Genomic DNA, 12,923 nt, shown 5'->3' on the forward strand with positions numbered 1-12,923 from the left:
ATTAGTTTTTATTAAAACGCCAATAGACATGTCTGTTCAACAAATCATCAACCCGTCGCTTTGCGCCTGCCCAGCCGAAATAGTTGAACGCCCGTCGTGCTTGGCGGAGCTCGGTAAGGTCGGCTGTCTTAGTACAACTTCGGCGCGTCAAAAAACTCTTTTCCGCAAGAAGCGCTTTAAATTCGTCGATAAAGTCCAGGCGTTCTGAGGATTGGTGATAGGCTTTTGCATCCAGCATTGCTTGTGAACCAATCCGTGTTCTCAAATCTGAATCTATAGCCAATTGTTTCATCCAGTCGGCCGCTTCGTCGATGTGAGGTTCCGCCCATCGTGCTTTCCTACCCAATTGATCTGGGCCTTTGGCGGCCATGCCTGTGTAAGGTACCAGATCATATCCTACCAGGCAGGAGTTGGTATGCTTCATGAACGACATATTACCCGACCAAGCCGTTGCGATGACCGGCTTACCTAGTGCCATACATTCTAATGGTCCAAGCCCCAAGCCCTCGGCGCGGTGCATGGAGACAAAAACATCGCAACTGTCGTACAAGCTTAACACGTCAGAGTAAGAAAGCGATTTAGCGATGAAATGCACACGTGGGTTTCCAGCGCAACGGGCTTTTAACTGTTCAACCAACGCCATAGGATCGCAATCGTTACTCCTGATTTCCGCGTTGTTCAGTTTGACGACTAAGTGAGGTAAATCGTCGGAGTCAGTGGGGGCGGGAAACGCGGTCAGAAAGGCATCCACGGCGCCAAAAGGGTTTTTCCGGGCGGGGTCGTGATGAGGATCAAAGCTGGATACAAATAAAAGTCGGTCGCTTGGTAGACCGAAATAAGAGCGGTTGGCCACTATCCCAGATGGCAAAAATAAAGGATGGATGCAATCCAGTGTCAAAACGTCGGAAAGATTAGTATCGAACACGTGGCGAACAAAATGGGAGCCGGCTAACACAACATCGAACAAACGCAGCGCTTCGCAATATCGCTTAGGTAGTACGGTCTCCTCACACCAGATCAAACCCGCATTCAACTTTGCCGAGTCAAATAAGCCAGCTGGCGGGTTCAGAAAAAAATCCGGTAATTGTCCCATCGATAAAAAAAATAGATTGATCGAATAGGGTAAATCAGCAGCTGATGTGACTGCGAGAGCGTCATATTCTCCAGCTCGGGCATTGGGGGCGCGCTTATAATCGATGTCGAACACCGAAACCGGTATGCCTTTATTCAAAAACAGTTTAATAAAGTGCCTGGCGGTAATGCCAAGACTGACATTGCTACTGACATAACCGATTAGATTGATGCCGAAAGAATTATTCCTGCGTGATGGCATTTAAATATTATCAGGGTTAATAGTCTGGAATTGTTAACTCAACTAGATCTGGGTAATGATCTTATACTGTCCGGGCAATTGCCAAAACGGCCGAACAAATAATCAAAAATGCCTCTAAGTATGGCTTGATTAGCAGGGATTTGGTAATATCGCTTGGATGCGTTTAACCAACTCGCCAGAGACCAAACATAGCGTTTCAGAAAAGGCACAGATGCATCTGCAACTACAAAACTAGGTATCATGCGGGATTTTACGATCCAGAAGTATTCGCGATATAACTTTATTCGTGAAAATAGGCTAAGATGCTTCCTAGCCCAGAGTAGACGGTTTCTGGCCATAAAATATTCGAATATCGGGGATTCTGGGCCGCCGAAAGACACTGATACCTTATGCCATATCTTTGCGGCCGGTATATAGTAGCTTTCGTATCCAAGCTTTTTGGCCCTATAGCACCAATCAGTTTCTTCGTAAGTAAGAAAAAAATCTTCGTCTAATAGGCCGACTTGGTGAAATATTTCGGCAGGAATAAACATCAAACAACCAGTAACATAGTCTACCCTAGAGAATCGGTCGAAAGCAGGATCGTCTTTTTGACCTAATCCTATATGTTCAAAATCAAGTTTACTAGGTAGCCAACGAGCACCAGCGTACCAAAGTCTATCTGGATGCGAATAATAGTATATTTTACCCCCCATAATGCTTGGATTATCTATAATTGCACTCGCCTCAATAAACGATTTTATTACTAGTTTATCCACAATCGTATCATTGTTCAATAATATAATATATTCTGCTCCAATTTCGAGAGCGTGCCTAATACCAGCATTATTGCCACCCGCATAGCCTTTGTTATGTCCAGTTTCGATTAAAATAACATCTGGGAACAGTTTTTTAATCGATGTCAGCGAATCATCGTTTGAACCGTTATCAACAACTAAAATATTGTAGTTTAAATAATCGATTTCTTTAACCGAATTGAGGCATTCAATTGTGTCGTCTTTGCCATTCCAGTTTAGTATGATCACTGCGACTTTTGGGGTTGCAACAAGATTTTTTGCTCTTTTCGCCTCGACAAGGAATTGAAAGGTTTGTCCATCCTGTTCAAGTGCTTCATACGATAGCCCTTCCGCTTCTAAAACCTTAGTAAGTCTGCGAGGAGGCAGGGGGCCATGGATGGTCCTAGAGATTTTGTTGATATTAAAACCTGCAGACCAAAAAAGTTCTTCAACACTTTTTCTGGTAAAAAACCTGAGGTGTGTGCGATCGAGAATACCCTCATTACAGTAGTCCCAACGACCTTGAATAAGCTCAGAAACTATACCCCAGTTTTGAATGTTGGGGATACTAGCAACTATTTTTCCATCTTGAGCTAATTTGCGCTTGAGACTGGCTAAAACCGTCCCTGGGTCAACGAGGTGTTCAAGTATGTCTGCGATGACGATACAGTCATAATACTCTTCTGGAATTTCATGAAGGGCGTCTTCAATCGAGTAGTTCCAAACGTGATCAAGATGCAATTTAGCAGTTTCAGCCGCTCGGGGGGAAAGTTCGACTCCGTGTATTTCTACACTCTGTCGTGATTTTAATGTAGCGCTAAATCCTCCTGCACCGCACCCGACATCGAGAACTCTGCGCGCAGAGATAGGTACCAATTCAAGTACCTCCGGGCGGGCATGTAGGTAGTAATTCTCCAAATTTGATTCTAAAGAACTGCATGTTGCCTTATCTAGCATCAATTTATTTTCTTTTATTTCGGAAAGAGTGTTTTGGAAAGGCATAATTTAACCAATATCATGTTTGAAAGTTTAGGGTATTCTGGTCATGAGGAGTCAAGTCCCACTGACCACTTAGAGCAATAAATCCCTCGTCTTGGGGAGATAGAATCGCACGATTGATATCGTTCGCGACAACCTGTAAGGGCAAAGTATTTTCACTATAAAATACAGGTTGGTATGAGCCGGCAAGTGCTACGCCTAATCTTAAGGAATAAATCCCGGGCAAAAATGGGAAGCTACTAACCTTATAACTTAATATATATTTTCCAGGAACTAATTTTCCTAATTGAAGTTGGTCAAGGCTTTGGCTTGTCGTTAAATAGAAAAAATCAGTAGTATGAACTCCTACGCCAAATATGGGCTCTGGTAGGGTTTTATTTATTCGGTATGTTATTTTAAACTCTATATCTTGGAGATACTTGATACTCGAAATTGGTTGTTCGTTAATGTCTAGTATTTCTATTGAGTCTAATTCGATGTCGCCACTAGTCTCTATACGAGCTTGTTTTGAGGATATTTTTGCCTCATGAATTTGTTTATCGCTGAGTTCATAAAAAGCATTGCAGACATCTTTTGGTGAGCCATCAATAATAATTTTGCCGTGGTCCAGAAGTATTGTACGAGAACATATACGCTCTACTTGTCGGATATTATGGGAAACAAGCAATACGGTTCTTCCCTGACGATTAATCATATCCTCCATACGATCAAAACATTTACGCTGAAAAGCTAAGTCGCCTACTGCTAATACCTCGTCGATAATCAAAATATCCGCATCCATGCTGGTCGCTATGGAAAATCCAAGCTTAACAGTCATGCCTGAACTGTATCGCTTAACCGGGGTATCTATAAATTGTTCAAGCTCTGAAAAGTCTATGATCTCGTCGAGCTTTTGTTGAATGATCCTTTTAGGGATACCTAAGATAGCGCCATTTAAAAAAATGTTTTCTCGCCCAGTCAGTTCTGGGTTTACGCCGGCGCCAACTTCAATTAAGGGGGCCACACTACCTCGAACAATGACTTCTCCTTTCGTAGGCTTGCTTATATTGGCCAAGTGTTTGAGTAGTGTGCTTTTTCCAGCCCCGTTATGACCTATGATGCCGACGACTTCACCTTCCTCAATATGAAAATTGACATCATTCAGTGCTTTAAATCTTTCACGTTCTTTTATAGATTGAAAACTTAGCCGTCTCAGCGTGTTTAGTGCGGTTTCTTTCAGACTGGTCAGGCTGCCTAGATGATATTCTTTGGTGAGGTGGTTGACTTCTATAATGGCCATATAGATAAAAAATACTGTTTGATTAATCGCTGGATGATTGAAAGTGATAGCGTTAGATGACATCCGCAAACCAGCTCTCGGCCCGTTTGAAGAACCAGTAGCTAAATGGCAGTATCATCAGTGTCAAGATTAAGCCTGGATAAAGAGCATGCAAATCAGGCTCGCTGGCTTTGAGTAAAACGTTTTGAAAACCGTCAATAATCCCTACCAATGGGTTGAGGGTATAAAGGGTATAAAGTTTGTCAGACCATTCGCCAGCTGCTTGTTCTTCCAGTAGTTTTTTTTGTACCAAACTTAAAGGGTAGATTACAGGAGAACCGTACATCAATAAGGATAGTGCGATAGGTATTGCTTGCCCGACATCCCGGTAATAAACATTCATGGCCGCGCCGAAAAAACTTATGGTTAACGCAACAATCATGGTGTAAAGGATAAATGCCGGTATCCATAATGCATAAACACTGGGAACGATTTGGTAATACGCCATCATGGCTGCGAGTATGACAAAGCTGATCAGTAACTCAACTGTTTTAGTCACCATAGCCGTTAATGGAAACACTTCACGAGGAAAATAGATTTTTTTGATCAGCGCGGCGTTGGACGTGACGCTATTCACGCCTTCCGAAACCGACTCCTGAAAGAACACCCAAGGGATTAAGGCGGCAAAAGTAATCAGCGGATAAGGAAGGTCGCCAGTTTCAATACCAACAAAACTTTTGACTAGAGTAAATACTAGCATCAGCATTATTGGCTTTAACACTGCCCATAAAATACCGAGATAAGCCTGCTTGTAACGGATAACGATATTTTTCCAAGTCAGCGCCCCAATTAATTCCCGATAAATATATACATTCTTTACGATTCCAATCATGCTCTGCTTCTAGGTGTAAGGTTTATTCAGGCTGTTTTTACAGTATTTTGTATTTAAGTTCTATTTTTTTAATTTTGCCAAACGTTTTAAAAGTGGCTTGGAGTCGGGTTTTTTTTCAAGGCCTTTTTGCAAGGTGTCTATTGCTTCTTTTGGTCGATTTAGTTTGACCTGCAGATCACTTAAGGCAGCGTAACTGAGCCAAATCTTTGGATTGATTTCAATGCTTTTTTTGTACAATTCTATAGCGCTTTTATAGTCTTCCGCTCCTTCAAGAGCTTTAGCTATGTCATAATACATTTTGGGCAGTAGTACAAAATTAGGAGCTATGCCATGTTCAAGCGGATAGCTCATTTCTCCGGCGGCTTGTTTTAGTTTATAGATTCGTTCGTCTTTATTGCTAATCTTCCATGCTATGTTGTATGTAAAGAGACCTGCACAATAATGATGAATTCCTCCATTGCCTGCTAGTCGTTTTTCCCACTGTAAAGCTCGTGCCGTGCCTTGATTACCTTTTTGATGCATTTCCTTACAATACGTTGGTAGGCCTAGGTAATCTAAATCGGTTGCTGGGAAATCTGCTTTAGCTTTTGGAATTAGCATAAAATAACTTATTAATATAAAAACTTTTATAGTATTTGATAGGAGTTTTTTCATGGCAGTATTTAATTCAAATATCAATAATATTTTTTGAAAAAGCAAATAATCTATTATAAATATCTTGGATTTTTTGAGTATGAGTATGTATCGAAAATACTTCGAAAGCTTTTATTTGTGCTTTTTTGCCCAGTTGTGTGGCAAAATTTGCGTTTTGATAAAGTTTAAGAATCGATGCTGACAAGTCTTCGGCGTCCTTGGCTCGAAACAATATGCCTGTTTCTTCATGATTTAGCATTTCAGCTGCACCGCCGTGATCAGGGCCAATTAATGGCCGTCCCATGGCCATTGCCTCTATGACAACAGTTCCCAAGGGTTCTGGGCTTGTCGAAGCTGATATGACAATATTTAGCCCATTATAAAGTGGTTCCATTTCTGCAATATGGCCAGTAAATATTATAGTGTTCGTTAGTTCTTCTTTGATCACTCGCTGCCTAAGCATTTCTCCATATGCCACACAATCATCTGGAGTGCCACCGATAATAATCATTTTTAGTTTCGGTATTTTATCTTTTAGACTTTTAGCGGCATCAATAAATAACTCCTGACCTTTCCAAGGAATCAGCAATCCGACTAAGCCGACAGCAAATGCGTCATCAGTAATGTTGAATTTTTGTCTGAATGCATGACCATCTGCTAGTAAGTTTAGATTGTTCAGAGCGATGCCGTCATATACCACGCTAATTTTTTCATCCGGTATTGTTAGTCTTTCGCGCATGCTGTTGGCAACCCAATGCGAGACCGAGATGAAATGATTGGGCAAGGAGTAAGCCCAGCGTGCTGAGTGAGGTCCATCAGGGTTGCCGCGGACATGGCAAATGCTGGGGATGCGCAGAATCTTGGCAACTAATAGCGCTGCTCTGTTACAAAGCGGCTCGTTATTGGCATGGATCAGATCGGCTTTGAACCGCCATGTGCTCCAAAGTAAGTGAAGAAAAAAAGGTAAAAAATTAAATAAGTCATCGCTTCTGGCTATCAGTTGATTGAGGCAAAACCGTAGCAGTGGCACCTTTGTTAACCAATGTATGGATTCGGTTTTTGCCCGCCATGCCACGATGTCGATATGGCGATCTGGGATATGCTCCCATAAAGCTTCATCGGCGATTTCTTGGTATTGCGGACCGTTGCGTCCCGTTACCACCAGTGGGAGGAAACGATCACGATCAAGATTTTTAACCAGATGCCTTAGGCAAATAATGGCACCGCCATAACCAATGCCGTTTTCCACGTACACAATTCTTTTTGGGGTGTTATTGGTTGGCATGGAATCAGAAATTGGCGATATCATCGGAGAAAACATTAATGAATATTCTCATATACTCAGGGTTTTGCGAATTTTTGTTTGATGACGCGTAGTGTATCGATCAACGGGGCTGGCAAGCTACTGGAGATAAAATAGAGTAGGGTGCCGAGCTTAAATTTCTGCGATAAGCTTTTGCTAAAAGCCTGTCTGGCTTTGGCATTGTCACCGCCATTAAAGTACCAGTAGCCGAGCGTCCATTGTGCCTCAGCCACTAGATTATCTGGTGATACGCCTTGATTAATCAACTGAGGCGCGGCAAAGTCACAAATCGAGTCCATGACTTTGGTCAAATTGATTAGCATGGCCTCGCTGGCTTGGGTGGCATTATTGCCGTGCTGGCGGCGCAACATCAAAATGTCGGGAAGACAGGTAATCGGGTGGCACGCGGCAATTTTTGCCCATAATTCCAAATCCTCGCCGAAGCGAATTTCAGCATTGAACATCCCTGTCTCAATCAGCGTATGGCGTTTCACCAAAACCGTGCCCGTAGGTATAAAATTTTTCATTACCAACGCCGCGAGGGCGTTCGGAACCGGTTTGCCGGCTAGATGCTGGAAGCTTGCCAACATCTGATGTTTGGCTAATACAGAGTTTGTTATCAGCAGGTCGTCGTTGTCAATTTCGGTCATGTCTCCCGCAATCAGGTGGAGTTCCGGATGGGCTTGCAGTGTTTGGATCTGCTTGGCGATTTTATCCGGTGTCCATTGATCGTCGGCGTCCAGGAATGCAATCCAGTCGCCACTTGCTAGTTCTATGCCTTTATTACGAGCAGCGGAGGGGCCTTGATTGAGTTGTTTGTGATAAATGATGGCATGGGAAATATCCTTAACGATCTGTTCAGTGTCGTCCATTGAACCATCGTCCACCACAATAATTTCGTCTACTTTACTGGTTTGAGCCTGAATGCTGCTGATGGCGGCGCGAATAAATTTCGCACTGTTATACGCAGGGATGACGGCGCTGATTTTCATGTGTGGCTGAGTAAAGTTTTCAATACTTTAGAGATTTTATGAACTGGTTTTGCAAATTAGCCAGGCTGGAATAAATAAACCCGTGAAATAACCGATCAGTGCTAATTTTTTATGCCGATAGTATAGCCGATATAGAAAGGCGCCGATTTTACGGTAGATACGGGCTAGTTTTAGTGTCGGCCATAGGCGCTGGTTGAAACGATTACGGATATTGTCGGTTTGGTGTTGCAAAAACTCACCAAGTTCGGGGGATGCCAAGAAGCGGATATTGGGCAAGTCTACGCTAATTTGCGTTAAAAGCTGATCGAGCCCGGCTATAGCCTGTTGGCATTCTTCCGCCGAGCGCGTGTAATTGTAACGGTGCGTGGAAATACTGACAGGCAGGGCTTGGCGATACGCTATTTCGGCTTCGGCAAACGCGCTATTCGGGGTGTTTTTGCCGTCGACTGGCTCGTACATTACGTTGCGAACCAGATAGGTCTGTTCGAAACGATTGGTATTTCCTACCCGAATTAGAGGCGGGTCCTGAAAATAATGACCGGTTTGATCACGCCCGGTACAACGGTAGCCGGCGGTTTGAATGGCAATGATATTTTGCTGTTGCCAACTTTGCTCGATGTCATCGTTCCATAGATAGCATGGAGCGACGGTGCTGAGGCTGGGATAACCGAACATGCCGGTGAAGTAGTTCATCGCGTTTGCGACTAATGATTGGGCGTCTTCAGCGCTGATTGCTTGGGTAGGTAAATGACGGCCGTCTACATAATGGCCTTGCAGAGGCGAATCTAGTTTCTCCCAGTCCCACCAATCGATACTTGAACGGGCTGTGGAGAGACGCGGGTCTTGTTGTTGGCATAATTCAGCAAAAGCCTTGCCGTTTAGATGTTCCATGCCATGCAGTTGCGGCACCAAGGTGTCTTGCTGTATGCCTAGCTGCAGGGCTGCATAAATAGTTGGGAAGTCTTTGTCCAGCATGCGTCTGTGGTATTGGCCCGTGGCGTCGATTTTCGCAACATCGGGTACGGCTAAGACCATATCGGCGGTCAGTATTGCGGAGCGATTCACCGAATCTTTATGTTGGGATAGCATGCCGAGCAGTTGCTTTAAGCGTTCTGCGTGAAAGTCGCCGCCGGGCCCCCAATCGTCGCTTTCGATTAAAACCGGTGTATCGGCAAAATACGGTTCACGCCACGTGGCGATAAATAAGGATTTCTTCCATAGCCATAACGCGGCTATGCACGTCAGCCAGAAACCTAAAAAAAACAGAACTACCATAGATTTTGTTTAATAATTAAAAAGCTTGATTATCGTATCGACCAACGCACTGAGCTTTCATCGTAGCAGAGATTAGCGAAGTAGCTTAAAACCAATCGGCAAATTTTAAACGCCGTCGATCTTTCAGCGAACTAATGATAGCCGCGGGAAATTACAATTCGCTAAAATTTGGAATGAGTCTAGGCTCAACAGCATACAGACTACACGGGTGTTCATGCTGGGATACCTGCATAAGACTCTAAATAGCAGAGGAAATAGAATGTTAAAAGCGTTAGGACTGCCAGAGCATTGGCGTAAACCGCTACTGGGTGTCGGATTGGTTACATTGGTTTCGGTAGCTGTTTTTTTTGAGACATGGGATTCAATTGTAGCCATTTGGTCGCGGTCGGAAACTTTCACGCATGGTTTTTTAGTGGCCCCGGTCAGTCTATGGTTGATTTGGTTACGTCGGGATCACTATCGAGATTTACAGCCGGCTTTTAGTAAATTGGGTTTGCTGTTTATTGTCGCCAGCGGATTTGGTTGGTTAATTGCCGATTTGGTGCATGTGGCGGTGATCCAGCAATGGGCCGTAGTTGGGGTTTTGGTCGGTGGTTTTTGGGCGGTGCTTGGCGGCCATGTCATCGCGCAAATGTTGTTTCCGATGGCATTCTTATTTTTGATGGTGCCATTTGGGGAAGCATTTATTCCTCCATTAATGGAATATACCGCCACTTTTGTCGTTACCTTGATCAGGCTATCGGGAATGAGTGTTTATCGGGAAGGGTTGTTCTTCACTCTAACATCGGGTAACTGGTCGGTAGTAGAAGGATGCAGCGGCTTACGTTATTTGATCTCGTCGCTAACGCTAGGGTCGGTATACGCTTATCTCAATTACAGCAGCTATAAGAAGCGTACTATCTTCATTGCGCTCTCGTTTTTCATCCCGATTCTAGCAAACGGTTTGCGTGCATATTTGATCGTGATGATAGGGCATTTCAGCAATATGAAACTTGCTGCGGGCGTTGATCATATCGTTTACGGCTGGGTGTTTTTTGGGCTTGTCATGTTTGCCTTGTTTTATTTCGGCTCTTTTTGGCACGATAAAGATGCAGGTGGGCCGGCCTCTTCCGTCCTTGAATCGCCACTGGATGGTACCGCTGGGGGTTCAGCGACGAGTTATAGGCATTACTGGTCCGCGCTAACCGTAACAGCTTTATGCGTTTCAATTTGGCCAATTGCCTTGCAAAGGTTATCGGCACTGCAAGCAGCACATATAGAAGTGCCTGCGCGATTTAGTCGACCTGCTATGCCTAATTGGCAGTCGGTTGTAGGGCCGGATTGGGGTTGGGAACCCAGTTTTAAAGGCGTGGTGGCGGATGCCAAAGTTTATCTAAGCGACGGTCAATCGGTAGTCGGTATGTATTTTGCCAATTTCGGCGATGAAACCCAAGGTGGTGAATTGGTCAACTCGCAAAATTATCTGGTGCCGCAAAAACATCCGGTATGGCGAATACTGCATGACGATATGATTCCCATGCAGTGGGCGGATGATAAAATCGGAGGCATCGAAGAACTGGTATTGAACAGTACGCAACGGAGCCTGTTGGTGGAACGTTGGTATCGGGTTGGTGACAAAAATACCGCCAATGCCTATCAGGCTAAATGGTGGCAATTGCTTAAACGTTTGTCGGGCGATGCATCCCCGGAATTGCTTGTGGTGTTGTTTACTGATACGCCAAATGGCGATTACGGTTTGGCCCGGCAAAAATTGAAACAGCTCGCCGTGGCGTGTTGTAATTAATTCAGACGCGTTGCGATAAATTCAAGTCGAGCGGGGCTGCCCTTCGACAGTCTCAGGGCGAACGGTTAAGCTTTAATTAAACGGGGGGCAATGTATTGAGTCAATCTGATGAAAGCCATAGCGCAAATGACCCGCTTAAGCCGCTCAAACCAAGGCTTGACCTCAACAGTTATCGAGATGTTAGACTAGCTCAACACATTTTCATTCAGCCCGTAAGGAAAACGACATTATGATACCGGTAGTTTTATCAGGTGGTTCAGGGACTCGGCTATGGCCATTGTCTCGCGGTCAGTATCCCAAGCAATTTTTACCCTTGGTGTCCGGCAACACCATGCTTCAAGAAACCATTTTAAGGCTTGATGGCGTTGCCGGCTTACAAGCGCCAATTGCGGTTTGTAATGAAGATCATCGATTTATGCTCGCAGAGCAAATGCGGGAAATCGGCATCAAACCTGCCGCTATTATTTTGGAGCCGGTCGGCAAAAATACCGCGCCTGCCGTGGCGATGGCCGCATTGAGCGCGCGTTCCGAAAATGATGTGTTATTGATTTTGCCGGCCGATCATGTGGTTGGCAATCGTCCGGCTTTCCATCGAGCGGTGCTACAAGCCGAACTGTTGGCGAAACAGGATCTGCTGGTAACGTTTGGAATAGTCGCCACTGAGCCGGAAACCGGCTATGGCTACATCAAGCGGGGAGATACTCGTTATGGCGAGGCGTATAAGGTTGGCGCTTTTGTTGAAAAGCCCGATTCGCAAACCGCGCAACGTTATCTGGAAAGTGGTGAATATTTCTGGAACAGCGGTATGTTTGCCTTTAAAGCCGGTTGTTTTTTACGTGAATTGGAAAAATTCAATCCGGAAATGTTGGAAGTTTGTAGAGAAGCCTTACGGGTGGCGAAACCGGACTTGGATTTTGTCCGTTTGGATAAGCAGATTTTTTCGACATGCCCGTCTGATTCCATTGATTACGCCGTGATGGAGAAAACCGATAAGGCGGTGGTGATCCCGTTGGATGCAGAATGGAACGATGTCGGTTCTTGGTCCGCTCTTTGGGATGTAACTGAGAAAGACGTCGCCGGCAACGCCATCAAAGGCGATGTGCTAACCGTGGATACTCACAATTCCTATATCCACTCGGCCAATAAATTGGTTGCGGTGATCGGTGTCGACAATTTGGTTGTAGTCGAAACCGATGATGCCGTGATGATAGCCGCGAAAGACCGTGTCCAAGATGTCAAGGAAGTGGTCGAGCAACTGAAAAAATTGAAACGTAGCGAAGCCAGTGTGCATCGTAAAGTATACAGACCATGGGGGCATTACGATTTAGTCGATAGCGGTGAACGCCATCAAACCAAGCGGATTGTGGTGAAACCGGGTGCAAAATTATCGGTACAAAAACATCATCACCGCGCCGAGCACTGGGTTGTTGTCAAAGGCACGGCTTGGGTCGATAAAAGCGGTGAGAAAATTTTGGTCACCGAAAACGAATCGATTTATATCCCCTTGGGCGTTATTCACAGTTTGGAAAATCCGGGCGTGATTCCGCTGGAAATGGTGGAAGTCCAATCGGGCAGTTATCTCGGCGAAGACGACATTGTCCGTTACGAAGATCAATACGGTCGTATTTAATCAGGCCTGTTTGTTATAGCTGCGTCTATGCGTGGCTTGGCGACATGTT

At 44.7% G+C, this 12,923-nt stretch carries 10 protein-coding genes; 2 read left to right on the plus strand and 8 right to left on the minus strand.

Annotation, left to right across the window (positions count from 1 at the left end; all coding sequences use genetic code 11):
* Position 1 precedes the first annotated feature (1 nt).
* The 8 genes from EBA_RS07715 to EBA_RS07750 are packed head-to-tail and all read right to left on the minus strand — an operon-like array spanning position 2 to position 9,461.
* Positions 2–1,333: a glycosyltransferase gene (locus tag EBA_RS07715; RefSeq protein ID WP_192374106.1), complete on the minus strand. Its 1,332-nt coding sequence runs from the start codon at positions 1,331–1,333 to the stop codon at positions 2–4.
* A gap of 38 nt (positions 1,334–1,371) precedes the next feature.
* Positions 1,372–3,111: a methyltransferase domain-containing protein gene (locus EBA_RS07720; RefSeq protein WP_192374107.1), complete on the minus strand. Its 1,740-nt coding sequence runs from the start codon at positions 3,109–3,111 to the stop codon at positions 1,372–1,374.
* Positions 3,112–3,124: 13 nt separating this feature from the next.
* Positions 3,125–4,450, minus strand: a complete 1,326-nt coding sequence (locus tag EBA_RS07725) for an ABC transporter ATP-binding protein (protein WP_225616015.1) — start codon at positions 4,448–4,450, stop codon at positions 3,125–3,127.
* Positions 4,440–5,258, minus strand: coding sequence for an ABC transporter permease (locus EBA_RS07730; RefSeq protein ID WP_192374108.1), 819 nt, complete (start codon positions 5,256–5,258; stop codon positions 4,440–4,442). The genes EBA_RS07725 and EBA_RS07730 overlap by 11 nt, the downstream gene beginning before the upstream one ends.
* A 60-nt stretch (positions 5,259–5,318) precedes the next feature.
* Positions 5,319–5,912, minus strand: coding sequence for a tetratricopeptide repeat protein (locus tag EBA_RS07735; RefSeq protein WP_192374109.1), 594 nt, complete (start codon positions 5,910–5,912; stop codon positions 5,319–5,321).
* A gap of 13 nt (positions 5,913–5,925) precedes the next feature.
* Positions 5,926–7,176: a glycosyltransferase family 4 protein gene (locus EBA_RS07740; RefSeq protein ID WP_192374110.1), complete on the minus strand. Its 1,251-nt coding sequence runs from the start codon at positions 7,174–7,176 to the stop codon at positions 5,926–5,928.
* Positions 7,177–7,232: 56 nt separating this feature from the next.
* Positions 7,233–8,186, minus strand: a complete 954-nt coding sequence (locus tag EBA_RS07745) for a glycosyltransferase family 2 protein (RefSeq protein WP_192374111.1) — start codon at positions 8,184–8,186, stop codon at positions 7,233–7,235.
* A 36-nt stretch (positions 8,187–8,222) separates the two neighbouring features.
* Positions 8,223–9,461, minus strand: a complete 1,239-nt coding sequence (locus EBA_RS07750) for a hypothetical protein (protein WP_192374112.1) — start codon at positions 9,459–9,461, stop codon at positions 8,223–8,225.
* Positions 9,462–9,720: 259 nt separating this feature from the next.
* Here EBA_RS07750 and xrtA point away from each other — a divergent pair, with 259 nt between their 5' ends.
* Together xrtA and EBA_RS07760 are read left to right on the plus strand one after the other, a co-directional pair.
* The gene (gene xrtA / locus EBA_RS07755) at positions 9,721–11,244 is read left to right on the plus strand and encodes an exosortase A (RefSeq protein WP_192374113.1); all 1,524 of its coding nucleotides are present in this window, start codon (positions 9,721–9,723) and stop codon (positions 11,242–11,244) included.
* A 229-nt stretch (positions 11,245–11,473) separates the two neighbouring features.
* Positions 11,474–12,874 (plus strand): mannose-1-phosphate guanylyltransferase/mannose-6-phosphate isomerase, encoded by a 1,401-nt coding sequence (locus tag EBA_RS07760; RefSeq protein ID WP_192374114.1) that lies wholly within the window; start codon positions 11,474–11,476, stop codon positions 12,872–12,874.
* Positions 12,875–12,923 lie beyond the last annotated feature (49 nt).

The sequence above is a fragment of the Methylomonas albis genome, assembly GCF_014850955.1.
GTDB classification, from domain to species: domain Bacteria; phylum Pseudomonadota; class Gammaproteobacteria; order Methylococcales; family Methylomonadaceae; genus Methylomonas; species Methylomonas albis.

What these genes read in the sequence shown, in the direction of transcription:
- EBA_RS07735 (WP_192374109.1), bottom strand. Translation starts at nt 5,912, where the DNA reads ATGAAAAAACTCCTATCAAATACTATAAAAGTTTTTATATTAATAAGT.
- EBA_RS07725 (WP_225616015.1), bottom strand. Translation starts at nt 4,450, where the DNA reads ATGTCATCTAACGCTATCACTTTCAATCATCCAGCGATTAATCAAACA.
- EBA_RS07760 (WP_192374114.1), top strand. Translation starts at nt 11,474, where the DNA reads ATGATACCGGTAGTTTTATCAGGTGGTTCAGGGACTCGGCTATGGCCA.
- EBA_RS07730 (WP_192374108.1), bottom strand. Translation starts at nt 5,258, where the DNA reads ATGATTGGAATCGTAAAGAATGTATATATTTATCGGGAATTAATTGGG.
- EBA_RS07715 (WP_192374106.1), bottom strand. Translation starts at nt 1,333, where the DNA reads ATGCCATCACGCAGGAATAATTCTTTCGGCATCAATCTAATCGGTTAT.
- EBA_RS07720 (WP_192374107.1), bottom strand. Translation starts at nt 3,111, where the DNA reads ATGCCTTTCCAAAACACTCTTTCCGAAATAAAAGAAAATAAATTGATG.
- EBA_RS07740 (WP_192374110.1), bottom strand. Translation starts at nt 7,176, where the DNA reads ATGCCAACCAATAACACCCCAAAAAGAATTGTGTACGTGGAAAACGGC.
- EBA_RS07750 (WP_192374112.1), bottom strand. Translation starts at nt 9,461, where the DNA reads ATGGTAGTTCTGTTTTTTTTAGGTTTCTGGCTGACGTGCATAGCCGCG.
- EBA_RS07745 (WP_192374111.1), bottom strand. Translation starts at nt 8,186, where the DNA reads ATGAAAATCAGCGCCGTCATCCCTGCGTATAACAGTGCGAAATTTATT.
- xrtA (WP_192374113.1), top strand. Translation starts at nt 9,721, where the DNA reads ATGTTAAAAGCGTTAGGACTGCCAGAGCATTGGCGTAAACCGCTACTG.